Genomic DNA, 22,940 nt, shown 5'->3' on the forward strand with positions numbered 1-22,940 from the left:
GCAGCCATCATGGTGGTAGAGAGCGACGGTTATATTGCGCTTATCGAGTATCTGGTAGAGAGTCTGGGCCTGTTCGAGAGCCAGCAGCAGGGCACGGGCTCCCAGACCATTGAGGATCTGGTGAGCAACCGGGTGGCAGACAACCTCATGGCCATCTGCGAGCAGAACCCCCAGCTCGACCCCAAGGTGCGTTTCATGATCATGCAAGAGGCCGACGCCGTGGTGGCCGATCTGGAGGAGGTGCTCTCCGCCGTCTGGCTGCGGGCGCCCACCCCGGCCCAGCACGCCTTCCTCGATGAGTTCATCGATCTCATCAAGAACCTGTTCGACAGCACCATCGGCTAGTCCCCTCCCCGCGGCCGCACGGCCCGCAAAGATCCGCAAAATGAAAAGGGCCGCCTCAAAGGGCAGCCCTGCTTGCTATCACTTCCGATTCATCGCGCTTGTCAGTTGAATGAATATCGAGGCAAGAAATGTGTCTGGTCTTGGCTGCCGTCCATGGTAGCTACCCTGATTAGTCTGCCGAGGTTGGGTTAAGTTCCCGGCCAGGACGCTTTTTTTAATATTTCTTTCAAAAAAACGAAACAGGGGCCTAATGGCCCCTGCTTTATCCAGGCTGCGCCTCAGCGGTTCAGGCTGGGCGGCAGGCAGACGCCAATGCCCCCCAGTCCGCAATAGCCTTCCGGGTTCTTCTCCAGATATTGCTGATGGTAATCCTCGGCGTAGTAGAAGGGTGCCAGCGGCAGGATCCGGGTGGTGATGGCGCGGGCATCGCCACTCGCCATCATGGCCTGCTGGTAGGCCGCCAGGCTCTGCTGGGCGATGGCCTCCTGGGATTCATCCCCATAGAAGATCACCGAGCGGTACTGGGTGCCGATGTCGCCGCCCTGGCGCATGCCCTGGGCCGGATCGTGCTGCTCCCAGAACAGCTTGAGCAGATCGCCGTAGCTAATGACCTTGGGGTCAAACACCACCTGCACCGTCTCCGCATGACCGGTCAGGCCGCTGCACACCTCCTTGTAGGTGGGGTTCGGCGTCAGGCCCCCCTGATAACCGGCGGCGGTGGAATAGACCCCGGGCTGCTGCCAGAACAGGCGCTCCACGCCCCAGAAACAGCCCATGCCAAACCAGGCCAGCTCCATCCCCTCGGGCCAGGGGCCCTGGGTCGGGTGGCCGTTGACGGCATGCTGCTGGCCGATCGCCAGCGCTTCCCGTCGTCCCGGCAGGGCCTCTGCCGGTGAAATAATCTGCTCCATATGCCCTGTCCTTGAATAAAATCCCGCGCGAGGCGGCTGACGAAAAGGAACCCCGAAGATAACAGGTTATGAGCCCGGATCAACCAAGGCGGCCCCTTCAGCAGGCTGACCGCCGCCCGGTTCACCCAGGCGCAGGGCGTCTGCGGCTGGTCAAAATGGCGGCACAAAACAGCAAAACCAATATTTAGTCTTGATTTGTGAATTTATTTTCATATATTGAGCAAATTGCTGCTTTTTTATGGAACGAAACACGTGCGTGAACGCGAACCCAGCCTGGTCCATGCCTTTCGGCAATCCACCCCCTATGTCAACGTGCACCGGGGTGCCACCTTCGTGCTGATGATGGGCGGGGAAGCCATCTGTCACCCCAACTTTGCCAACATAGTGAGCGACATCGCCCTGCTGCAGACGCTCGGCATTCGCCTGGTGCTGGTGTTCGGCTCGCGTCCGCAAAACGACGAGGCGCTGGCCCGTGCCGGTATCGAGGCCCAGTACCACAGACGGATCCGGGTCACCGACGATCAGAGCTTCGCCATCATCAAGCAGGTGTGCGGCGGCCTGCAATACGACATCACCGCCCAGCTCTCCATGGGGCTGGCCAACACCCCCATGCAGGGGGCGCGCATCAGCGTGGTGAGCGGCAACTTCGTCACCGCCCAGCCCCTCGGGGTGGAAGATGGCATCGATTACTGCCACAGCGGCCGGGTGCGGCGCATCGACGTGGAGGGGATCACCCGCCAGCTGGATCAGCATGGCCTGGTGCTCATCTCCCCCATCGGCTGCTCGGTCACCGGCGAGAGCTTCAACCTGAGCTCCGAAGAGGTGGCGCGCCGGGTGGCGGTGGATCTGAAAGCCGACAAACTCATCTGCTTCAGCAGCACCCAGGGGGTGATGAACAGGCAGGGCGTGGCCATCTCGGAGCTCTTCCCCGAGCAGGCCGAAGAGCTGCTGGTGGAGCTGGAGCAGGCGGGCGAGGAGATGTCCGGCACCGCCCGCTACCTGCGCGCGGCCATCGCCTCCTGCCGCGGCGGCGTGCCGCGCTCCCACCTGGTGAGCTATCAGGATGACGGCGCCATGCTGCAGGAGCTGTTCAGCCGCGAGGGGCTCGGCACCCAGATAGTGCGCGAGAGCGCCGAGCGGGCGCGGGCCGCCACCATAGAGGACATCGGCGGCATCCTGGACCTCATCCGGCCGCTGGAGGAGGAAGGCATACTGGTGCGCCGCTCCCGCGAGCAGCTGGAGATGGAGATAGACAAGTTCACCATCATAGAGCGCGACGGCCTCATCATCGGCTGCGCGGCGCTCTACTGCTTCATGGAGGAGGCCATGGCCGAGATGGCCTGCGTCGCCATCCATCCCGAGTACCGCAACTCCAACCGGGGGGATCAGCTGGTGGCCAAGGTGGCCGAGCGGGCCAAGCGGCTCGGCATCCGCCGCTTGTTCGTGCTCACTACCCGCTCCATCCACTGGTTCCGGGAGCGGGGCTTCGATCCCCTGGAAGTGGAAGATCTGCCGGTGGCGCGCCAGCGCCTCTACAACTGGCAGCGTCGCTCCAAGGTTTTGTCCAAGACGATTTCGTAACTGATTGATCTTGTGCCTGGTTGTTGCCAATTGTGTACTTTTTTACAAACTCGATTGACAGTGCAATCCAGTGCAGGGTATTTCTACATGCACGCCACCTTCCAAGGTGGCACCAGAAGAGGAGCGCTGCCCAGGCAGCCCAAGGGAGGACACCAGAGTCCGGTGAACTTGGGTCAGGGGGAGCAGCGCCGAGACGAGTGAGGCAACTGGATACCTCAACGTCGGCTGCGGGGGCTGAATCCCCCGGGTTGTCATCGGTCGTGTGCATCCCACAGGCATCCAGCAGGATCCTTGTGGGATGGGCACCGCGGATGGAGTGCTTCTGGCCGGGATCCTTACGTTTTCCTGCCATTTTCTGCCTCCTCCTCTCTTTTGCCCGATGAAACCGGATTTTCACCTTGAGACAGGAGTATGCAATGAGCCCGATCAACGTCGCCAAGTTTGGCGGAACCAGTGTCGCCGATGCCGCGGCCATGAACCATTGCGCCGACGTGGTGCTGGCCAATCCGGCGACCCGGGTGGTGGTTCTGAGCGCCAGCGCCGGTGTCACCAACCTGCTGGTGAGCCTGGCCCAGGGTGAACTGGACGAAGCCGGGCAGGATGCCCAGCTCGACAAGTTGACCGGGATCCAGCAAGCCATACTGACGGCGCTCGGCAACCCGGGCGAAGTGAGCGCTCTCATTCACGCCCAGCTCGGCGACATTCGCACCATGGCCCGCCAGGCCTGCCAGCACACGGATGCCGAGCTGGCAGACCGCCTCATCGCCTGCGGCGAGCTGATGTCCACCCGCCTCTTCACCGAGCTGCTGCACCAGCGGGGCATCAAGGCCCAGTGGCAGGACGCGCGCCAGCTGCTGCGCACCGACAGCCGCTTTGGCAAGGCGACCGTGGATCTCGCCGCCACCCGCACCCTCTGCCAAGCCACGCTGGGCCCGCTGCTGGGTGACAGCCTGGTCATCACCCAGGGCTTCATCGGCGCCGACGCCGATGGCCGCACCACCACCCTCGGCCGGGGCGGCTCCGACTACAGCGCGGCCCTGCTCGCCGAGGCGCTGGACGCAGGCAGCATAGAGATCTGGACCGACGTGCCCGGCATCTACACCACGGATCCGCGTCTGGTCACCCGGGCCCGTCCCATCCCCGAGATCAGCTTTGTGGAGGCGGCCGAGATGGCCACCTTCGGCGCCAAGGTACTGCACCCGGCCACCCTGCAACCCGCCCTGCGCCAGGACATTCCGGTGTTCGTCGGCTCCGCCAGGGATCCCGCGGCCGGTGGCACCTGGATCCGCGCCAGCACCGAGACCAGCCCGCTGTTTCGCGCCGTGGCCCTGCGCCGCCAGCAGGTGCTGGTCACCCTGCACAGCCTCAACATGTTCCACGCCTACGGCTTTTTGGCGGAGGTGTTCGGCATCCTGGCCCGTCACCGCATCTCGGTGGATCTCATCACCACCTCGGAGGTGAGCGTCTCCCTGACCCTGGATCACACCGGCAGCCAGAGCAACGGCGAGCCCATCCTGGGCGACAAGGTGCTGGCGGAGCTCGGCCAGCTGTGCAAGGTGGAGGTGGAGACCGACTTCGCGCTGGTGGCCCTCATCGGCAACCGCATGAGCGAGGCCGCCGGGGTGGGCAGCCGGGTGTTCGACGCCATTCGCGAGCACAACATCCGGATGATCTGCTACGGCGCCAGCGCTCACAACCTCTGCTTCCTGGTGAAAGAGAGCGAGGCGGGCAACATAGTCAACCGCCTCCATCAGGAGCTGCTCGACTGAGCCTGATTAAACCTTGTCAGACCCTTCTCCCCCTGCGGCAGAAGGGTCTGGTATCGGGGGAAGGCCATGGCGCCAGAAGCTATACCAACGAAGAGGGGCGCCCATGCGCCCCTTTTGTCACTCTGTCATCCCCATGTCAGCGCGCAGGCTGGCTGGTCCGGGTCGGCAACAGGTTGGCCCGGATCTGCTCGCGCAGCCCCCCCAGCCGTTGCAATAGCGCCGCCTGACCGAGCCCGGCCTCATCAAATCCCAGGTTATCGGCCAGCGCCGGGAAGTGCTCCCGCACCGCCTGCTCCAGCCAGTCGAGGCGGCGCAGGGTCATGGGGCCGCAGCTCTTGCCGCTGAGATCGTCCAGAATGTCGAGCCGGTGGCTGCGATACATGTCGCGCCACCAGTTGGCAGCGAGCGCCTGCTCGCTTGCCAGCGCCGCACTCCACTCCCCCACCAGCCCCTGCATCCGGGCCAGCACGGGGGCGCTGGCACCCTCCCGTGACAGATATTGCAACTCCCCCTTCGCCCAGGCGAGGCAGAGCTCGCGCCAGTGGCGAAACAGCGGCAGGGGATCTGCCTCCTCCAGCCAGAGCCCGGACAGGGTGCGGGTCTCCAGCCGCTCAGCCACATGAAATGCCGGATCGGTGAGGCCGTTGGAGTTGAACTCGTGCAGGGGATCGAAGGGCCACATGTAGCCAAAGTCGAACACCGAGATCTGCTGGCCGTCGTCGAGCAGATTGCCCGGGCTCGGATCCCAGTCAAACCAGCCCCAGCGGGCCAGCTCGGCCTCCACCGCCAGCATCTGCGCCAGGTTGCGCTCATTGAGCCTGCGCACCGGATCTCCCCGCAGCCAGGGGGAGACCAGCACCCCGGCGCGGGCGGAGCCGAAGCTGGTGCAGACCACGTTGGAGAGTATGGTGGGGTGCAATTCCCGCAGGCTCTCTATCTCCCGGCGCCGCTCCAGCTCGGTGAGAAAGGCGGTCTTGCCGTCGACGTTGGCCACCAGGGAGTCTGGCCGGCAGCGCTTCAGGCACCAGTGATGGCCCTCCACCTTGAGGTGAAACACCTCGGCGGTGAGCCCCTGACCATAGAGCTTGACGACGTCCGGGTGATCCTCGGTCAACCTTGTCAACTGGGCCAGGGGCAGGGGACAGTCTCGCTCACGCCCGATCCGGATCTCGTCCCCGTTCTCCAGCATCTGGAGCAGTCTTGCCTGACGTGCCGCAACCTTGGGATTCATACATGTACCTCCAACCGTTACTGAGAGACTAAACAGCACCCCCCTCCCAGACCAGCGGCAAAGGCCCATGATGACGCTTTCATCACAGAATGAGTGCCCCTGCCGGATCGGGATCACAATTTGCACGCACAGGCCGTCACCCAATATTCATCCCGTCGTCATTAAATTGACATCAAGGAACAAGCCCCTCACCATCGGGTCAAAATAGATGCAGCGTTGCTGCCCTGCCCGCTCCAAGGATGAGCCCCTATGAATGCCCCCGTCTGTGATCGCCCCCCCTCTTCCTCCCAGTCTCTGACCGGGTGGTTGTTCGGTCTGCTGATCGCCCTGCTGTTGCTGACTCTCGCCCTGCCGCTGCTCAATCCCGTCGGCTGGCTCGGGAAGGCACAGCCGCTGATCCTGGGGCCCGCCGATCAGCCCATCGCCACCCTCAGCCGCCACAGCCTGCTCTACAAGAGCGACAGTCGCGGCCTCTACCTGGTGGTGCGCAGCCAGTGGCAACTGCTCAAGCCGCTGCAGGCGGGAGACAAGGTGCGGGTGGAGCTGCTCAACGACAAGGGCATTCGCATCGATCAGCTGAGCCAGGCGGTGGAGAAGCGCCAGAAGTGTCGCCAGGAGCGCTGCACTCTGGATCTCAACAGCGCCCTGCGCGCCCCCGACGACGCCCTGGACAGCCGCTATCAGCTGCGGATCGGCCTGCTGCTGGCAGACAGACCCGAGAGCGCCGAATACAGCCAGATCCTGCAGACCCTGCCGGAGCGCGGCTTCAACCTGACCTATCTGATGACCAGCCTGCTGCTGGTGCTGCTGGTGAGCGCCGCCGTGCTCAGGGCCCTGCTGCCGCGGCTGCGCCGCAGCTACCGCTCGCGGGTGCTGGGCAGCCTGCTGCTCGGCAACCTCACCTTCGTGCTGCTGCACGGCTTCGTGGTGTTCAAGCTGGGGGAGTTTCTGCTCTGGTCGGGCTTTAGGCCCGAGCACTACTACCTCGCCTGGGGCAGCATGGTGCTGGGCTGGAGCCTCTGCGCCCTGGCGGGCTTCAACCTCTATATGGGGCTGGTCTTCACGGCGCTTTCGGGCATAGGCCTGCTCGCGAACTTCATGAAGATAGCCATCTACGGGGTGCCCCTTGGGGGGGACGATCTCGGCAACCTGATGGCCCTGCTGCACATACTGCTCGATCAGCACCCCGTGCTGCCGGTGCTGGCCGTGCTGGGGCTCTTGTTCCTGTGCTGGCGCTTCGCCCTGTCGCGCTGGATCCTGCGCACGGCCGCCGCTACCGCCGCCTTCTTCGCACTCTGCGTGTTCGCCACCCAGACCGGCAACAAGCTGCTCGGGGCCAACATCCGCTACGTGGACAGGGCGGTCAACTACCACAGGGACATCATCCGCGCCGGTCCCGGCCTCTACCTCTTCAACCTGGTGGACGAGATGCTGCAAAGCGGCAACATCTTCCGCTACCCCCTGCAGATCAACGAGCGCACCCCCGAGCTCAGCCAGCCGGCACCGGGCCAGCCGCCCCGCTTCGATCTGGTGATAGTGCTGCAATATGAGTCGCTCTGGCTCGACTGGCAGGGCAAGATCTGCGCCCCCGCCCCCACCCTGAGTCTGCCCGCCGGCGTGGCCCAGTGGCACAAGACCATCCACTCCCCCACCACAGGGGGCATGACGGTGCTGGCGGAGTTCGAGATGAATACCGGCCTGCCGGTGGGCCTGCTCAAGCAGGGGGTGGTGCCCTACTACTACCTCTCGGATCAGGTGCCCGGCCTTGCCAGAAGCGCCAGGCAGAACGGCTACCAGACCCTGTTCGCCCACCCCTATGTGGAGAAGTTCTGGGGCCGCGCCAAGGCGATCCCGGCCCTCGGCTACGAGGAGCGCTGGTTCGACACCCGCTTCACCACCCTAGAGCACAAGGGGCTCTACATCTCGGACGATGCCCTCATCGATCACCTGCTCAGACGCAGCGAGCAGGATGACAAGCCGCTGTTCGCCTACGCGGTCACCATGCAGGGGCACGGCCCCTTCGACGGGGATCGCTATCGGGCCCAGCAGATCGACAGGGCCTGCCCGGATCAGAGCCCGGCGGACAGGCAGTTGCTCAACACCTACTACACAGGAGTGGTGGACGCCATGGCCTCCCTGGAGCGGTTGCTCAAGACGCTGGATCGCTCCGGCAAGCGCTACCTGGTGGTGGCCTTCGGGGATCACCAGCCCTTCCTGATGTCGGCGGGCAAGAACATCCATGGCGCCAAGCCGCCCCGGGATGCCCCCTACCAGATCCCCATGATGGCCTTCACCCGCAACGATGGCGCCATCACGCTCGATCGCCAGTTCGCCCCGGTGCGCCAGCTCTACCAGATGGGACAGGCCACCCGAGCGCTGCTGGCAGGGGATCTCACCCCCATAGAGGACAAGCCCGTGCTCCATCCGGTGCTGGGGGAGGAGAAGGGCTTCGACCCCTCCCCCCTGGTGCCGCAGATCCGCGCCAGCTTCCGGGCCGATGCCCTGCCCTGAGATCAATAAACATTTAAGAGACGAGGGCCGCAGATCCTTGCAACACCTTCCGGGCCGATGCCCTGCCCTGAGATCAATAAACCTTTAAGAGACGAAGGCCGCAGATCCTTGCAATACCTTCAGGGCCTATGCCCTGCTCTGATCCCTGACCTGAGAAAGTGAAAGAGGCCGCAACTGCGGCCTCTTTGCATGAAACGGGACATAAGGGCTGAACCTGCTGACGCCAGGTGTTTTCATCCCCACAAGGGCTAACAGGCACCGGGCGGGCCGTTTTTTGTTTAGATAAATCGAACAACACAACCAAATCGGATAGAAAAAATAAACAACATTCCCGGCTCAGGGCCTCCCCCTCATCCCCGGCCCTTCTCCCGCAAGGGGAGAAGGGGGAATCGCCCCCCATACCCTAGGGGTGCCGCGCCCAATAAAAAAGCCGACCTTGGGGTCGGCTTGCTGCAGGCGGCCAGGGGGCAAAGGCGAGCTAGATCACCACGGCGGTGCCGCTGATGCTGACCATCAGCATGCTGCCGTTCTGGCCCACCACCTCGTAGTCGATGTCGATGCCGACCACGGCGTTGGCACCCAGGGCCTCGGCACGCTCCTTGAGCTCCTCGAAGGCGATCTCCCGGGCCCGGGCCAGCTCCTTTTCGTAGGCGCCGGAGCGGCCACCTATGATGTCGCGGATGCCGGCGAACAGGTCCTTGAAGATGTTGGCACCCAGGATGGCTTCACCCACGACTATGCCGCGGTATTCACGAATGGCCTTGCCTTCCAGGGTGGGGGTGGTTGAGAGGATCATGAGGTCTCCTGTGGGTTCAATAGGATGCGCTGGGCACCGTTGCCGCCATGGTAGCAAGGCGAAGACCAAAGCATAACCCCGCCTTGCCGGGGACAGCGGGGGACGCTGCGCACCCGGAGCTAACAAGTGATTGATTCAGCATCCAAAGTGCCATCTATACTGCCTGTGTCGCGGATCTTTTCCCCCTTTTACAGATGCATCTGGCACTTGCAGGAGGGGGCCGATCCTCCGGATTGATGGGAGAGGGACCTTGATGAAACGAACGCTGCTGCTGTTGCCACTGGCCACCTTGCTGAGCGCCCCCACCGAGGGCGCCGGCCTCTATCTGTACGAAACCGGCACCAATGATCTCGGGCTCGCCTCCGCCGGCATGGCCGCCAGGGCCCAGGATGCCACTGTGCAGCTGGTGAATCCCGCTGGCCTGAGCCACCTGGAGGGGCGCCACCTGACCCTGGGCGGGCAACTGCTCTACGGGGATGTGCCCTACGATCTGGACGATCCCGCCGAGGGGGACGTCGATACCGTCATCGGCTGGTTCCCTGCGGCCTCCGCCTACTACAGCCAGCAGCTCGATGAGCGCTGGTCGGCGGGCCTGGCGCTCTATGGCAACTTCGGGCTGGGACTGGATTTTGGCGACTGGGCCGGCAAGCAGCTCATCGAGGAGGCCACCCTGATCGGCCTCACCCTGCAGCCATCCATTGCCTACCGCGTCGACGAGCACTGGTCGCTCGGGGCCGGGGTCGGCATCAACTACGGCCTGTTCGCCCTCACCCGGGAGGGCAGTGGCGGGGAGCAGAAGCAGGACGACAGTGACTGGGCCCTCAATGCCAAGCTGGGGCTGCTCTATGAGTGGAACCCGGGAAGCCGCGTCGGGCTGGGCTATGCCAGCGAGGTGACCTATCACTTCGACATAGGCCGCGACATCACCTTCTCGCGCCCCAATCTGCCCGGGATCAGCGCCACCATCCCCCTCTCCGGCATGGTCAACAGCCCCCAACAGTTGATGGTGAGCGCCTTTCACGCCTTCGCCCACGACTGGGCCATCATGGGCAATCTGGGCTGGCAGGACTGGAGCCGCTACAACGACAACCAGGTCGCCGTCTTTGACCGCACCTCCTCAGAGAAGGGGATCTATCAGGACAGCTACCACCTGGCGGTCGGGCTCCAGCACGATCTGACGCCGCAGTGGACCCTCAATGGCGGCGTGGCCTACGACAGCAGTGCCTATCGGGATCAGAGCCACACCTCCCTGACGGTGCCGAGCGGCAGTGCGCTGCGCCTCGGCACAGGAGTTATCTATGCGTTCAACGCCCAGGAGACCCTGGGGGCCGGTTTTGAGTACATACACATGGAGAGCGCCAGCGTCGATGAAAGATCCCTCTCAGGTCACTATCCCACCCCGGCGCTCTATTTCTTCGCCGTGAACTACGGCAAGCGCTTCTAGGCAGCCCCCTCTTGGACCATAAAAAAAGGAGAGGCCTGGCCTCTCCTTGTCGTTTGTCTTGTGCTTGCCACTCAAGGCACAGGCTTAGTGCAGCTTCATGCTCGGGCGCAGCACCCGGTTGATGCGGCCCACCAGCATGATGAGGCCTGTCTTGATGTAGCCGTGCAGGGCGACCTGGTGCATCCGGTACAGGGAGATGTAGACGATGCGGGCTATGTAACCTTCCACCATCATGGAGCCGCGCATCAGGTTGCCCATCAGGCTGCCCACGGTGGAGAAACGGCTGAGGGACACCAGGGAGCCGTGGTCGTGGTAGAGGTAGGGCTTCATCTCGCCGCCGTTCATCTTGGCCAGGATGTTCTTGAACGCCTGGGTCGCCATCTGGTGGGCGGACTGGGCGCGGGGCGGCACGAACTTGCCGTCCGGCTGCGGGCAGGCGGCGCAGTCGCCGATGACGAAGATGTTCTCGTCACGGGTGGTCTGCAGGGTCTCTTTGACCACCAGCTGGTTGATGCGGTTGGTCTCGAGGCCGGCGATCTCCTTCATGAAGTCCGGTGCCTTGATGCCGGCAGCCCACACCATGAGGTCTGCTTCAATCAGCTCCCCATCCTTGGTGTGCAGCCCATCGCTAGTGGCTTCGGTGATCATGGTGGCGGTGCGCACGTCCACGCCGAGCTTCACCAGCTCCTGGTGGGCGGAGCCGCTGATGCGCTCAGGCAGCGCCGGCAGGATGCGGGGGCCCGCCTCCACCAGCGTCACCTTGAGGCTGTCGGTGGTGAGGTTCTTGAAGCCGTAGGCATAGAGCTGCTCCACCGCGTTGTAGAGCTCGGCGGAGAGTTCGACGCCGGTGGCGCCGCCACCCACGATGGCGATCTTCACCTTGTCACCGGGCTTGTATTCGGTGGCGAACTGCAGGAAGCGGTTCATCATGCTGTTGTAGAAGCGATGCGCCTGGGAGGGGCTGTCCAGGAAGATGCAGTGATCCTTGATGCCCTTGGTGTTGAAGTCGTTGGACACAGAACCTATGGCCATCACCAGCACGTCGTAAGCCAGTTCCCGCTCGTTGACCACCAGGGCGCCGCTCTCGTCGTGGATAGGCGCCAGCACTATGCGTTTCTCGTCGCGCTTGATGTCGGTCAGGCTGCCGAGCTGGAATTCGAAGCCGTGGTTCTTGGCGTGGGACTGGTAGCTCAGGGCGTCGATGCCCGCATCCATGGAGCCGGTGGCCACTTCGTGCAGCAGGGGCTTCCACAGGTGGGTGCGGTTGCGATCCACCAGGGTGATCCTGGCCTTGTTCTTCTTGCCCAGCTTGCGGCCCAGGCTGGTCGCGAGCTCGAGACCGCCGGCGCCACCGCCTACAACGACAATATTCATCATGATGATTTTCCTTGGTTCCTCAAAACGAAAGGGAGCCATTGGCTCCCTAAAACGAAATCGGTTGACGTGATGGCTCAGGCTTCTTTGAAGGCCTTCATCCGTTGCAGATGGTGCGAGATGTTCTTGAACTTATGGGTCTCGCGCTCATCCCATACGATGTCGTAATAGTTCTTCAATTCACGTTCAGTGTCCCGATTATCGCGGATTTCATCCTGAACGGAAAGGATGCACAGGCAGTTTCCTGAATTTTTATTACGAAATTCGGTTACACACTTGGTGCCGATGTCATCGTACTCTTCCGGCCTGTCGATCTTGCCCTGCATGTTCTCTTCCGGGTGCAGGTTGGGGTTGAAGACTACCTGTTTGATGCCGCACAGAAAACCGATCCGCTCGCTCCAGTAGCCGCCGAGCCCGACTCCGCAGATGAGGGGCTTGGGGTCTGTGCTCATGTCGAGCTGCTTCTTCACCTCCTTGAGCAGGTGGCTCATGTCGTGGCGGGGGTGAACCGTGCTGTAGTGCACGAAGCGCACATCATCATCGATAAACTGCAACTGCAGCACTTTCTCATGATTGCCGGGGCTGGTGGCATCAAAGCCATGCAGATAGATGATCATGGATAAGACCTCAAGAACTGTGTCGGTTCTATCGAAACTACCCCAGCGAACGGCCGAGGCGCCACCAAAACATCGCACTTTCTTGCTTTGGATCACGCCCCTCGCCGCCGGAAAATCCTTTTCTCACCCCCTTTGGGCGCATTCGGCAGGGGAAAAGGAGCGCCAGGCCCCTGACGAGGCATCCACGGCGCCCCTGCCAGCGCCCGGCCTCAGCTCTGGGTCTGCTCGAAACGATCCACCGCCGCCGCCACCAGGGCCAGGCTCCCCTGCCAGAAGGCCGCCTCGCGGATGTCCTGCCCCAGGTGTTTTGCGACCAGATCCTCGGCGCTCATGCGGCCAGTGTCTCGCAGCAGGGCGCGATAGGCCTCGGCCACGTTCGACTCCCCTGCCCCCTTGCGGCTCATCAGCTGCTGATAGACCCCGAGGCTGAACAGGTAGCCAAAGAGGTAGGGGTAGTTGTAGAAACCGAAGCCCGCGATGGAGAAGTGCGCCTTGGCGGCCCAGAACATGGGGTGATAGCGGCCAAGGCTCTTTTCATACCAGCGCCCCCAGGCCTCGTCGGTGAGCGCCTTGAGCCGGGCCGAGGACACATAACCCTGCTCGCGCTCGGCCACCAGGGCCTGCTCGAAGTCAAAGCGGGCCGGGATGTTGACCAGGAAGGTGGCGGCGCCGTCGGCTTCCGCCCAGGCGATGGCCTGGCGCTCCTCGGCGCTTCGGGCCTGCTCGAACAGGGCGCTGCGCACTAGCGTCTCGGCGAAGATGGAGGCTGTCTCGGCGAGCGTCATAGGGTAGCTGCGCTGGCTCATGGGCAAGTCCCGGATCAGCCAGTTGTGCCAGGCGTGCCCCAGCTCGTGAGCCAGGGTGATGACGTTGTCCATGGTGCCGGCATAGGTGATGAAGACCCGCGGCTCCACCGGATCGGCAAACTTGGTGCAGTAGGCCCCGGTGCGCCGGTTCGGGGTGGGGGCGGCGTCAATCCAGCCGCGCTCGGCCATCATGCGGGCAAACGCCCCCATCTCGGGATCGAAACCGGCAAAGGCCAGGGCGATGATGTCGATCGCCTCCTCGAACGGTATGCTGCGGTGGCTGCTCGCCGGGGGCGGCGCGAACAGATCCTCAGGCCCCAGCTCCTCTATGCCGAGCCGCCGGGCCATCAGCCCCAGGGCCCGCTGGCCCAGCCCCCGCGCCTGCCAGGTCTCCCGCATCAGGGTATCCAGGGTCGCCCGCTCGATGTGGCTCTGGTGGCAGGAGAGATCCAGGGCATCCAGGGTCCGCACCCTGCCGCGCTGGCGAGCCAGTTCCAGGCGCCAACCGTTGAGGGCATTGAGGATGGCGGCCACCGTCTCCTGCTCCCCCTCCCAACCGGCGCTGATGGCGTCGAAGGCCTCTTTGCGCTGCGCCCGATCCGGGCTGGAGAGCAGGTTGCTCGCCTCTGCCAGTCCCCGCTCCTGGCCGGCTACCTGCACCCGGATCTTGCCCACCAGATCGTTGTAGAGGTTGCCCCAGGCGTGCAGGCCGTCGGTGCCAAGGCCGATGACCAGCTGCTCCGCCTCCACCGGCAGCCGTTGATCCTGCAAGCGGCGCTCGTGGCGCAGCCGGTACTCCTCCTCCCCGAGCAGGGGATCCTGCATCAGTTGCCGGAACTCGGCCTCGGGCAGCCCCAGCATCAGATCTTCGATGGGCGCCAGCGTCTTGAACAGGTCCGCATTGAGGGCCCGGGCCCGGGAGGCCAGCTGCTTGGCCAGGGGATCCCGGGCATCCTGGCTCCCCGTGCAGGCCGCCAGCACGGCAATGTTCCAGCCTATTTCGCGGATGCGTCGGGCCCGCAGCCGCACCTCCCGCAAGCCATCCCGCAAGCCATCCTGCAGGGCGGCGCCCTGATCAGGCAGCGGGCCCAGGCCGTCGATAAAGACCGCCAGCTCGGCGAGGCTGGCGCGGGCCAGGCTCATGTCCGCTTCCAGTACGCTGCTGTCGAGGGAGGGGTAGATGTGCTGATTTTGCCACTGCTGTGGGTAGACTCGTTGTTGCATCGAACGCTCATTGTCAGAGACGGGTTCGGCCCGTCGTGAAACAGGGGTGGCCCCAGGGCCACGAACAGGAATACCAAGGCTGGCGGCGACACCAGCCGGATCAAACACGGGCGACTACACCAGCCGCTCGAGACGGCTGACCGCCTCCTCCACAGAGCGCAGGCTCTCTTGCCAGAAGGCGGGCTCGCGAATATCGACCCCCAGGTGCTTCTCCACCAGGCTCTCGGCGCTCATGCGGCCGGTGTCGGCGAGCAGCGCCCGATAGGCCGGCACGAAGTCGGCACCGACCCGCTCCTTCTGGGCATAGAGTCCCAGGCTGAACAGGTAGCCAAACAGATAGGGGTAGTTATAGAACCCGAGATCGGCGATGGAGAAGTGGCCCTTGCTGGCCCAGAACAGCTCGTCATATTCGCTGAGGCTGTCACCATACCACTGCTGCTTCGCGGATTTCATCATGGCCCTCAGCTGGCCCGCCCCCAGATACCCTTCGGCCCGGCCTGCCACCAGCGCCCGCTCGAAGTGGAAGCGGGAGGGAACGTCGAGCAGCAGGCTCGCGACCCGCTCCCCGTCCATCCAGGCGATGGCCAGGCGCTGTTCGCGGGTCTGTGCACGGGCGAGCAGGGCGTCCCGCACCAGGGTCTCGGCAAACAGCGAGGCGGTCTCGGCCAGCGTCTTGGGGTAGTCGCGCTGCGCCAGTGGCGCGTCCCGCAACAGCCAGCTGTGCCAGGCGTGGCCGAGCTCGTGGGCCAGGGTGATGACGTTGTCCATGGTGCCCTCGAAGGTGAGGAAGACCCGGGGCTCGGCGGGGTCGGCATACTCGGTGCAATAGGCGCCGCTGCGCCTGTTGTCGCTCGGGGCCGCATCTATCCAGCCCCGATCCGCCATCATGCGGGCGAAGTCCCCCATCTCGGGATCGAAGGCGGCGAAGGCATCGGCCACCAGGGTCAGCGCCTGTCCGAAACCAACGCTGGCCTGCGCCCCATAAGGCGCCGGGGCATAGAGATCCCAGGGGGCAAAATCCGTTATCCCCTGGGCACAGGCCATGGCCCGCAGGGTCCGCCTGCCCAGCGTCTTGTGGGCCTCGGCCTGCGTCATCAGGGTCTCCAGGGTGGCGCGCTCCAGGTGCCCCTGGTGGCAGGAGAGGTCCAGCGCATCGAGCCGCCGCCCCTTGCCGCGCTGGGCCGCCAGTTCGTTGCGCCAGCCGTTGATGGCGTTGAGGATGGCGGCCACCGTCTCCTGCTCCCCGGCCCAGGCGGCCTGAATGCCGTGCCAGGCGCTGGCGCGCCGCGCCCTGTCCGGGTGGGCGAGCAGGTTGTCCGCCTGGGCCAGCCCCATGTGCTCCCCATCCACCACTGGCCTGAGTCTGGCCACCAGGCTGTCGTAGAGATCCCCCCAGGCTTGCAGGCCGTCCACCGCCAGCCCCTCGATCAGCTGCTCGCTCTCGAGGGAGAGGGCCTGATCCTGCAACCGGCGATCGTGGCGAATGAGGTAGGCCAGCTCGAACAGCTCGGGATCCTGCAGCAGGGCCCGCACCTGATCCTCGGGGGCGTTCAGCCAGAACAGGGCCACCGGCTTGACGAGCTGGGCCAGCCTCGCCTGCAACTGCTGGCCACGGGAGAGCAGCACCCGGGCGGCCTCGTCGCGGCCGTTGCGGCTAAGCCTGTTGTAGGCGAAGGTCTGGCTGTTCCAGGCTTGTGTTCTCACGGCGTTGGCCTGACGGCGGATGGCCCTAAGCAGATGGCGCAAGGCGTTGATGTCCCGGGTCTCTGGCAGGCTGGCCAGCAGGTTGGCGATCTCGGTCAGGGCCTCTGCGGCGCGCTGGAAGTCGGCGTCGATGGCCGGGCAATCGGGGGCGGCATAGATGTGATCATCCTGCCAAAGGGTGTTGGTCATAACTGTCCTTGTCTGTTTGCGTCCATGTGGGTGCCCCGCCTCTGTGGGCAGTGGCCGCCAAATAGTACGAAGGGGGCCAGCCCTTGCCTAGCCCCCATTCTGGTCAACAAACAGCAGATCCGGCCTGCGACGCCCCCTGTCGGCAGGGGACGATTCCTGAGCGACCGCCGCTACTACTTCGCGGGGGTCAGCTTGCCCACCAGGGTCATGGCCAGCACCAGCAGCAGGCCGGCCACCACTCCCACCAGGGCGCTCAGCAGAGTCGGCGTCACCGCGGCCAGCACGGCGCCCCCGGCCAGGGGTGCCAGACTGGCGGCCACCCCCTCGATGAGGTGATGGGCAAAGGGCCAGCCGTGGACCAGAATGCCGCCCCCCACCATGAACATGGCGATGGTGCCGACCAGGGCCAGCAGGTGCATCAGCCGGGGCGCCGTTACCAGCAGCCCCCGCCCCACTGCCCGGCGCAGGACGCCGGCATCGGGTTTTTGCAACAGGTGCAGGCCTATGTCGTCGAGCTTGACGATGAGCCCCACCAGGCCGTAGACCCCCACCGTCATCAGCAGGGCTATGCCCGCCACCACGGCGATCTGCAGGCCCAGGCTCGAGCCCTGCACTGTGCCGAGGGCGATGACGATGATCTCGGCTGAGAGGATGAAGTCGGTGCGAATGGCCCCCTTTATCTTCTGCTGCTCGAAGGCCTCCAGATCGTCCGGGATCGCCTGCGCTGACGAGGCCGCCTCACCGCTGTCGTGGGGCAGGAACTTGTGGGCCAGCTTCTCGGCCCCCTCGAAGCAGAGGTAGGCGCCCCCCAGCATCAGCAAGGGGGTGATGAGCCAGGGGATCAGGGCGCTGATGGCGATGGCGGCGGGCACCAGGATCAGCTTGTTGCGAAACGAGCCCTTGGCCACCTTCCACACCACAGGCAGCTCCCGCTCGGCCCGTACCCCGGAGACCTGCTCCGCATTGAGGGCTAGATCGTCCCCCAGCACACCGGCGGTCTTCTTGGCCGCCATCTTGGTCATCAGGGCCACGTCATCGAGCACGCTTGCAATATCGTCGAGCAGGGCCAACAAACTGGTTCCGGCCATATCAGGCATTCCTTATATCAGTGGGAAACATCTCCCCAGGCAGCACGGCGCTCTTCCTGGTCACAGCCTTGGTCATCAGGGCCAGGTCATCCGGCACGCTGGCAATATTCGCCCGGCAGGGCCAACAAACTGGTTCCGGCCATCGGAGGGGGTTCCTTGTTTCAGGCAAAAGATGGCACAGTGTAACGAGAAGCCGCCCTTTCGGCAGCCCCCCATGACAGGGTCAATCGGCCTTGTTTCACCTCAAGGCCCCAGGCCCAAGGAGTTCCCATGCAACCCTGGCAACCTCTGCTCGATTTCTGGTTTGGCGACGACTCAGGCGACGCCCCCCGCGCCGCCCGGCAAGCCCCCCTCTGGTGGGGCAAGAGCAGCGAGACGGACGCGCTGCTGGCGCACCGCTTTGGCGAGCTGGCACAGGCCGCCGCAGAGGGGGAGATCGCCCACTGGGCCGAGGTGCCGGTGGGCAGGCTGGCGCTGATCCTGCTGCTGGACCAGTTGCCGCGCAACATCCATCGCGCCTCACCCGCGGCCTTTGCCCAGGATGCCAGGGCCCGGGATCTCTGCCTCAGGGGCCTGTCCCTTGGCGCGGACAAGGCCCTCTCCCCGCTGGCGCGGGTCTTCTTCTACCTGCCGCTGGAACATGCGGAGTCCCGGGAGCAGCAGGCCAGAAGCGTGGCCCTGTTCGAAGCACTGGCGGCCGAGCAGGCGGACGGCCCTGCCCGGGAGACCTTCGAGGGATTCGCCGACTTCGCCCGCCGCCATCAGGTGATCATCCAGCGCTTTGGCCGCTTCCCCCACCGCAACGCCATCCTGGGGCGCACCAGCACCCCGGAGGAGGCCGAATTTTTGCAGCAACCGGGCTCCGGCTTCTAGGCCAGCCAAAGAGACAAAAAAACGGGCCCGATGGGCCCGTTCTGCATGCAAGGAATGGCAAAGGCATCAGGCCGCCTCGGCCAGATCCTCCTCTTTCTTCTGGTAGGCCTGGGGGGAGAGCCCCAGCAGCTCCTGCACGGTGGAAGCCACAGTGATGGAGGAGATGGTGCCCACCAGGATGCCGGCGAACAGGGTGAAGGAGAAGCCGAACAGGGCGTCCCCCCCGAACAGCAGCAGGGCCCCCACGGTGAACAATGTGGTGCCCGAGGTGATCATGGTGCGACTGAAGGTGGCCTTGATGGCCACATCGGAACACTCATGGATCCCCATCTGGGTGCGCGAGCCGAGCAGGTCCCGCAGCCGGTCCGAGATGACGATGCTGTCGTTGAGCGAGTAGCCGATCACCGCCATCAGCCCGGCGATGACGTTGAGGTCGAACTCGATATTGAACAGCGCCAGCAGCCCCAGGGCCACCAGACCGTCGTGCAGCACAGAGACCAGGATGCCGATGGCCTGGCGCCACTCGAAGCGCACCGCGAGATAGGCGGAGATGGCCAGCGACGCCACCAGCACCGCCAGCATCCCCTGCTGGAACAGCTCGGCGCCCACCTGGGGGCCCACTATGGTGGTGCGCAGCAGCTCCACCGGCAGGGCGAGTTGCTGCCCCAGCATGATCGCCAGATCTTCCGCTGCCCAGGGCAGCTCGTGGGGAGGCAGCTTGATGAGCCACTCCCCGGGCACGCCGGCGCCGTGCAGCTCCACCGCCCCGGCCAGGGGGGCGCTCAGCAGGGCGTTGAGTTCATGGGCCTCCTTCAGGGTCTGGATGCGAAACTCCAGCAGTATGCCGCCGGTGAAGTCGAGCCCAAGGGAGAGCCCGTTGATGGCGAGCACGGCTATGCTCGCCACCGTCAGCAGCACCGAGGCCCACATCCCGATATAACGCCAGCGGGTCAGGCCCATGGCAATGATCATTCTCAGCATTCTTCTTCCCTCGACAGCAGATGGCTTGGGCTTCCCAACCGGAAGCAAGTGGCGCGAAGCTCGCTCGGACGCGCGGTGCTATGACGCAGGCAATGGGTGTCAGTCATGGTCATACCCTCAGCAGCTTGGCGCGGCTGTTGCCCCACAGGGGGTTGATGATGGCGCGGGTGCCCCAGATGCCGGTCACCATGCTGGAGATGAGCCCCAGGATCAGGGTGATGGAGAAGCCCTGCAGCGGCCCTGAGCCGATGGCATAGAGCACCACGGCGCAGATGAGGGTGGTGATGTTGGCATCGAAGATGGTGCGAAACGCCGAGCGATAGCCAAAGTCGATGGCGTTGGCCAACGAGCCCCCCTCCCGCAGCCTGTCCTTAATCCGCTCGAAGATGAGCACATGGGTATCCACCGCCATGCCCACCGTCAGCACCAGGCCGGCGATCCCGGGCAGGGTCAGCACGGCGCCGGGCAGCACCGCCAGCATCCCCACCTGCATCAGCAGGTTGCCGATGAGCGCCGTGATGGCGACCCAGCCGAACTTGCGATACCAGGCCATCATGAACAGCATCATGCCCGCCATGCCGAACGCCAGGGCGGTGAAGCCCGCCTCTATGTTCTGCAGCCCCAGGGTCGGGCCGATTGAGCGCTCCTCCAGGATCTTGAGCGGCGCGGTGAGGGCGCCGGCCCGCAGCAGCATGGCGAGCTCCTGGGCCTCCGGCAGGCTGCCAATCCCTGTGATGCGGAACTGGTTGCCAAGGGCGGTCTGTATGGTGGCGACGTTGATCACCTCGCTTCTGGCCCGAAGCTTGCCCTCGGCGTTGGTCTTGTACTCGGTGAAGACGGTGGCCATGGGCTTGCCCACGTGCTGGCGGCTGAACTGGTTCATCTTGCTGCCACCCAGGGTGTCGAGCACTATGTTGACCTGGGGCTGACCCATCTCCCCCATGTTGGCGCGGGCATCGACGATGTGCTCGCCGCTCAGCACCGGCTTGCGGGCCAGACCGACCGCCTGGCCGTTGCGATCCGCCATGAAGAAGCGGCTGTCGGCCTTGGCCTCGTAGAAGGCCAGGGACGCGGTGGCGCCTATCACCTCTTTCGCCTGCTTGGGATTGTGCACCCCGGGCAGCTCGATGCGGATGCCGTCCTGACCCTGACGCTGGACCGAGGCCTCGACGATGCCGAGCTCGTTGATCCGTTTCTTGAGGATCGACAGGTTCTGGGTCACGGCGTTGTTCACCAGCAGGGTGCGCTCAGACTCGCTCAGCACCAGCTTGAGCTCATTGCCGGAGCGGGAGAGCTTCCACTGATCCTGACGGGTGCCGGCGCTCTCCTTGATGATAGTGAGCCAGCCCTCCTGCCCGTCGACGTCCGGCAGGGTGACGGCCAGGGCCCCCTGGGCGGTGCGCATCACGCTGGCGCCGCGCAGGTTGGCCTCACGGAAGCGGGTGCGCAGGGTATCCACCAGGTTCTTGGTCTGGTTGTCGATGACAAAGTCCACATCGACCCCGATCAGCAGCTGGGAGCCGCCGCGCAAGTCCAGCCCGAGCTTGATGGGATCGGCGCCGAGCTGGCTTATCCAGGTCGGGGCATTGGAGTGAAACTCCAGGGTGAGGGCCGCGCTGTCCACCCCCTGCTGCTCCAGCAACTGCTTGGCCCGCTGCTGCTCGGCCTGGGTGGCGAACACCAGCTCGATCCGCTCCTTCTGCTCGATCTGCTTCTGGGGCGCTATCTGGTGCTCCTGTAGCAGGCGCTGCTGCGCCCCGCTCAGGCGGGTCTGGCCATGGAGGCCCAGGGAGGGCTGCTCACCGAAGAAGGTGGGCAGGGAATAGAAGGTGAAGGTGACCAGCATCAGCAGCAGCAGGGCGTACTGCCACGGGCTCATGCGGTTCAGCATGGTATGACTCTTTTTTCTCATGAAATCGGCCTCTGTCAGGCGATGGCAAGGGCGACGCCGGGTCGCACCGTGCAAAAAAATGAAACAAGACAGCCTAGCCGTTCACTAAAAGTGAACAGCAACAGAGAGAAGATGAGGCAACAGCAGGCAGACTGACCCCATCGGGGTCAGGCGAGGAAGCTCTGGGAGAAGCGGTATTGCAGGTGCCGGCGCTGCAGGCGGCGCCGGTGGATACTGGCGAAGTGATCGCGAAAGCTCGTCCTCGGGTAGAAGAGGGCGGCGTAGAGCAGCAGACCGCACAGCAGCAGCAGTATGGCCTGCTGGGCCCAGCTCATGACCAGCTCGTAGACCACGCTGCCGGGTTGATGATCCCGGCTCAGGGAGTGCTCGAGGCGCAGCAGGTGGCTCTGGTGGGAGCCGACAAACTTGACGACACCGTCGTCGCTGTCGCTGGCGCCGTGGCTCATGTGGGCGCCGTCGGCGGGATCCGCGGCCTCCCCCATCAGCTGGGCGGCGTGCTGGGAAGCGGGTACCTTGAGCCCCTCCACCGAAACGGTAGAGAGCAGCAGAGTGAGCGCGATGAGCAGGGTCATCGCCGCCAGTTTCACTTTGTCCAGCAGGCTCAAAAAGTTAATTCCCGAATAATAGAAAGGGCAAACTACCATAGCCCCCCCACAAGGACAAGGGCGGCGGGCCATGACCCCTGCCGCCCTTGCGGTGCGGATCGCGGCCATCAGCGGCTGCGGGTCATGGCCTCGAAGTCCTCGGCATAGTCCTTGAGCAGGGTGTAGAGGTGGGCGCGCTGGGAGAGATCCATCGACTGGCTGAGGGCGCTGAGCCACTGTATGGTGCGCTGGCGTGACTGGTCGGTGTACCCGGTGAAGCGGCCATCCATCAGGCCGTCCCCCTGTTGCAGCAGGCGAGTCAGCTCCTTGCCAAAGTCCGGGTCCTGGCGCTGCTTCATCAACCGCTCCAGCTCCTTGGTCCAGGCCTCCTGGAACTCGAGCCAGGGGGGCATCATCTCGTATTGCCACTCGGCCCACTGGGCAATGAGCGGCTCCTGGGCCGGCTTCACCTTGCCAATCCAGAACACCAGCCGTTCGCTCATCTTCTCCCTGAACTCCTTGAGCATCTGCGCCTTGGGCTCGGTGGCGAAATCATGCTTGCGCTCCTGCTGGCGTTTCACTCTATCGGTCATGAAGCGCGCCACCTGGGCATCGGTCAGGGTGCTGGCGAGACGCACGGTGCGGGGAATGGCGTTCTCCAGGGTGCGGGTCAGGCTGGCCTGGGTGCGGTCCAGGTGCAGGGTGACCTGGGCCGGGGTCATGGGGCTGGCCACCGCCCTCGCCAGGGCATCGAGATCCCGGGCATAGATGGGCAGCTCGTGTTGGCGATGCCAGGCCATCAGCCCCTTCACCTCCTTGTCCAGCAGGGTCTTCTGGCTGCGATCCAGGGAGAAGTAGTCGTCCAGTTGCCAGACGATGGCCGAATCGAGCCAGTAGTAGATCACCCGGGTCGCGCAGCCGGTCAGCAGCAGGCAGAGCAGCAGCAGGCTCCAGCTGCGGGGTTGACGCCATGAGAATCTGGTCACCATGCATGCCTCCA

The 22,940-nt window shown here is 64.5% G+C and carries 18 protein-coding genes and 1 riboswitch; of the genes, 6 read left to right on the plus strand and 12 right to left on the minus strand.

Translation table 11 applies throughout. From position 1 onward, the window contains the following. Nucleotides 1-9 precede the first annotated feature (9 nt). The gene (locus G4923_RS12995; protein WP_163137332.1) at nucleotides 10-345 is read left to right on the plus strand and encodes a DUF3802 family protein; all 336 of its coding nucleotides are present in this window, start codon (nucleotides 10-12) and stop codon (nucleotides 343-345) included. 278 nt (nucleotides 346-623) lie between these two features. On the opposite strand, the gene msrA is transcribed toward G4923_RS12995, so the two are convergent. Further along, nucleotides 624-1,256 (minus strand): peptide-methionine (S)-S-oxide reductase MsrA, encoded by a 633-nt coding sequence (msrA, locus tag G4923_RS13000; RefSeq protein WP_106887105.1) that lies wholly within the window; start codon nucleotides 1,254-1,256, stop codon nucleotides 624-626. A gap of 252 nt (nucleotides 1,257-1,508) precedes the next feature. Between msrA and argA the strand changes: the two genes are divergently transcribed. Together argA and lysC are read left to right on the plus strand one after the other, a co-directional pair. Next, entirely contained in the window at nucleotides 1,509-2,837 is a 1,329-nt protein-coding gene (gene argA / locus G4923_RS13005) for an amino-acid N-acetyltransferase (protein ID WP_025326593.1), read from the plus strand. Nucleotides 2,838-2,945: 108 nt separating this feature from the next. Next, nucleotides 2,946-3,167: riboswitch (Lysine riboswitch) on the plus strand. 86 nt (nucleotides 3,168-3,253) lie between these two features. After that, nucleotides 3,254-4,606, plus strand: a complete 1,353-nt coding sequence (lysC, locus tag G4923_RS13010) for a lysine-sensitive aspartokinase 3 (RefSeq protein ID WP_163137313.1) — start codon at nucleotides 3,254-3,256, stop codon at nucleotides 4,604-4,606. Between the two features lie 136 nt (nucleotides 4,607-4,742). Here lysC and G4923_RS13015 read toward each other — a convergent pair whose 3' ends face one another. Beyond that, nucleotides 4,743-5,837 carry a protein kinase family protein gene (locus G4923_RS13015; protein ID WP_163137314.1) on the minus strand — a complete coding sequence of 365 codons (1,095 nt, stop codon included), beginning with the start codon at nucleotides 5,835-5,837 and terminating at the stop codon, nucleotides 4,743-4,745. Between the two features lie 249 nt (nucleotides 5,838-6,086). Here G4923_RS13015 and G4923_RS13020 point away from each other — a divergent pair, with 249 nt between their 5' ends. Further along, nucleotides 6,087-8,348, plus strand: a complete 2,262-nt coding sequence (locus G4923_RS13020) for an LTA synthase family protein (protein WP_163137315.1) — start codon at nucleotides 6,087-6,089, stop codon at nucleotides 8,346-8,348. A 478-nt stretch (nucleotides 8,349-8,826) separates the two neighbouring features. Here the strand turns inward: G4923_RS13020 and G4923_RS13025 are convergent, their stop codons facing one another. Next, on the minus strand, nucleotides 8,827-9,144 hold the full coding sequence (locus G4923_RS13025) for a heavy metal-binding domain-containing protein (protein ID WP_163137316.1): 318 nt from the start codon (nucleotides 9,142-9,144) through the stop codon (nucleotides 8,827-8,829). Between the two features lie 253 nt (nucleotides 9,145-9,397). Here G4923_RS13025 and G4923_RS13030 point away from each other — a divergent pair, with 253 nt between their 5' ends. Beyond that, on the plus strand, nucleotides 9,398-10,588 hold the full coding sequence (locus tag G4923_RS13030) for an OmpP1/FadL family transporter (protein WP_163137333.1): 1,191 nt from the start codon (nucleotides 9,398-9,400) through the stop codon (nucleotides 10,586-10,588). Between the two features lie 84 nt (nucleotides 10,589-10,672). On the opposite strand, the gene G4923_RS13035 is transcribed toward G4923_RS13030, so the two are convergent. The 5 genes from G4923_RS13035 to G4923_RS13055 form a co-directional block, all read right to left on the minus strand. Then, nucleotides 10,673-11,965 carry an NAD(P)/FAD-dependent oxidoreductase gene (locus tag G4923_RS13035; RefSeq protein ID WP_139744328.1) on the minus strand — a complete coding sequence of 431 codons (1,293 nt, stop codon included), beginning with the start codon at nucleotides 11,963-11,965 and terminating at the stop codon, nucleotides 10,673-10,675. Between the two features lie 74 nt (nucleotides 11,966-12,039). After that, a complete protein-coding gene (gene ycfP, locus G4923_RS13040; protein ID WP_163137317.1) occupies nucleotides 12,040-12,579 on the minus strand; it encodes an alpha/beta hydrolase YcfP in 540 nt (179 codons plus the stop codon). A gap of 209 nt (nucleotides 12,580-12,788) precedes the next feature. After that, nucleotides 12,789-14,609, minus strand: coding sequence for a M3 family oligoendopeptidase (locus G4923_RS13045; RefSeq protein ID WP_163137318.1), 1,821 nt, complete (start codon nucleotides 14,607-14,609; stop codon nucleotides 12,789-12,791). 114 nt (nucleotides 14,610-14,723) lie between these two features. Further along, the gene (locus tag G4923_RS13050) at nucleotides 14,724-16,502 is read right to left on the minus strand and encodes a M3 family oligoendopeptidase (protein ID WP_163137319.1); all 1,779 of its coding nucleotides are present in this window, start codon (nucleotides 16,500-16,502) and stop codon (nucleotides 14,724-14,726) included. A 173-nt stretch (nucleotides 16,503-16,675) separates the two neighbouring features. Further along, nucleotides 16,676-17,590, minus strand: coding sequence for a DUF808 domain-containing protein (locus G4923_RS13055; RefSeq protein ID WP_106887111.1), 915 nt, complete (start codon nucleotides 17,588-17,590; stop codon nucleotides 16,676-16,678). A gap of 270 nt (nucleotides 17,591-17,860) precedes the next feature. On the opposite strand from G4923_RS13055, the gene G4923_RS13060 reads away from it, so the two are divergent. Beyond that, entirely contained in the window at nucleotides 17,861-18,463 is a 603-nt protein-coding gene (locus tag G4923_RS13060; protein ID WP_163137320.1) for a DUF924 family protein, read from the plus strand. A gap of 66 nt (nucleotides 18,464-18,529) precedes the next feature. On the opposite strand, the gene secF is transcribed toward G4923_RS13060, so the two are convergent. The 4 genes from secF to G4923_RS13080 form a co-directional block, all read right to left on the minus strand. Next, nucleotides 18,530-19,444, minus strand: a complete 915-nt coding sequence (gene secF / locus G4923_RS13065) for a protein translocase subunit SecF (RefSeq protein ID WP_205597071.1) — start codon at nucleotides 19,442-19,444, stop codon at nucleotides 18,530-18,532. A 109-nt stretch (nucleotides 19,445-19,553) separates the two neighbouring features. Further along, a complete protein-coding gene (gene secD / locus G4923_RS13070) occupies nucleotides 19,554-21,356 on the minus strand; it encodes a protein translocase subunit SecD (protein ID WP_163137321.1) in 1,803 nt (600 codons plus the stop codon). A 146-nt stretch (nucleotides 21,357-21,502) separates the two neighbouring features. Further along, entirely contained in the window at nucleotides 21,503-22,000 is a 498-nt protein-coding gene (locus G4923_RS13075) for a hypothetical protein (protein WP_163137322.1), read from the minus strand. A gap of 68 nt (nucleotides 22,001-22,068) precedes the next feature. Continuing rightward, nucleotides 22,069-22,929: a DUF6279 family lipoprotein gene (locus tag G4923_RS13080; RefSeq protein WP_106887116.1), complete on the minus strand. Its 861-nt coding sequence runs from the start codon at nucleotides 22,927-22,929 to the stop codon at nucleotides 22,069-22,071. Nucleotides 22,930-22,940 lie beyond the last annotated feature (11 nt).

Origin of the sequence: Aeromonas rivipollensis (assembly GCF_010974825.1) — a bacterium.
Taxonomy (GTDB): Bacteria; Pseudomonadota; Gammaproteobacteria; order Enterobacterales; family Aeromonadaceae; genus Aeromonas; species Aeromonas rivipollensis.

What these genes read in the sequence shown, in the direction of transcription:
- G4923_RS12995 (WP_163137332.1), top strand. Translation starts at nt 10, where the DNA reads ATGGTGGTAGAGAGCGACGGTTATATTGCGCTTATCGAGTATCTGGTA.
- msrA (WP_106887105.1), bottom strand. Translation starts at nt 1,256, where the DNA reads ATGGAGCAGATTATTTCACCGGCAGAGGCCCTGCCGGGACGACGGGAA.
- lysC (WP_163137313.1), top strand. Translation starts at nt 3,254, where the DNA reads ATGAGCCCGATCAACGTCGCCAAGTTTGGCGGAACCAGTGTCGCCGAT.
- G4923_RS13015 (WP_163137314.1), bottom strand. Translation starts at nt 5,837, where the DNA reads ATGAATCCCAAGGTTGCGGCACGTCAGGCAAGACTGCTCCAGATGCTG.
- G4923_RS13020 (WP_163137315.1), top strand. Translation starts at nt 6,087, where the DNA reads ATGAATGCCCCCGTCTGTGATCGCCCCCCCTCTTCCTCCCAGTCTCTG.
- G4923_RS13025 (WP_163137316.1), bottom strand. Translation starts at nt 9,144, where the DNA reads ATGATCCTCTCAACCACCCCCACCCTGGAAGGCAAGGCCATTCGTGAA.
- G4923_RS13030 (WP_163137333.1), top strand. Translation starts at nt 9,398, where the DNA reads ATGAAACGAACGCTGCTGCTGTTGCCACTGGCCACCTTGCTGAGCGCC.
- G4923_RS13035 (WP_139744328.1), bottom strand. Translation starts at nt 11,965, where the DNA reads ATGATGAATATTGTCGTTGTAGGCGGTGGCGCCGGCGGTCTCGAGCTC.
- ycfP (WP_163137317.1), bottom strand. Translation starts at nt 12,579, where the DNA reads ATGATCATCTATCTGCATGGCTTTGATGCCACCAGCCCCGGCAATCAT.
- G4923_RS13045 (WP_163137318.1), bottom strand. Translation starts at nt 14,609, where the DNA reads ATGCAACAACGAGTCTACCCACAGCAGTGGCAAAATCAGCACATCTAC.
- G4923_RS13050 (WP_163137319.1), bottom strand. Translation starts at nt 16,502, where the DNA reads ATGACCAACACCCTTTGGCAGGATGATCACATCTATGCCGCCCCCGAT.
- G4923_RS13055 (WP_106887111.1), bottom strand. Translation starts at nt 17,590, where the DNA reads ATGGCCGGAACCAGTTTGTTGGCCCTGCTCGACGATATTGCAAGCGTG.
- G4923_RS13060 (WP_163137320.1), top strand. Translation starts at nt 17,861, where the DNA reads ATGCAACCCTGGCAACCTCTGCTCGATTTCTGGTTTGGCGACGACTCA.
- secF (WP_205597071.1), bottom strand. Translation starts at nt 19,444, where the DNA reads ATGCTGAGAATGATCATTGCCATGGGCCTGACCCGCTGGCGTTATATC.
- secD (WP_163137321.1), bottom strand. Translation starts at nt 21,356, where the DNA reads ATGAGAAAAAAGAGTCATACCATGCTGAACCGCATGAGCCCGTGGCAG.
- G4923_RS13075 (WP_163137322.1), bottom strand. Translation starts at nt 22,000, where the DNA reads ATGGTAGTTTGCCCTTTCTATTATTCGGGAATTAACTTTTTGAGCCTG.
- G4923_RS13080 (WP_106887116.1), bottom strand. Translation starts at nt 22,929, where the DNA reads ATGGTGACCAGATTCTCATGGCGTCAACCCCGCAGCTGGAGCCTGCTG.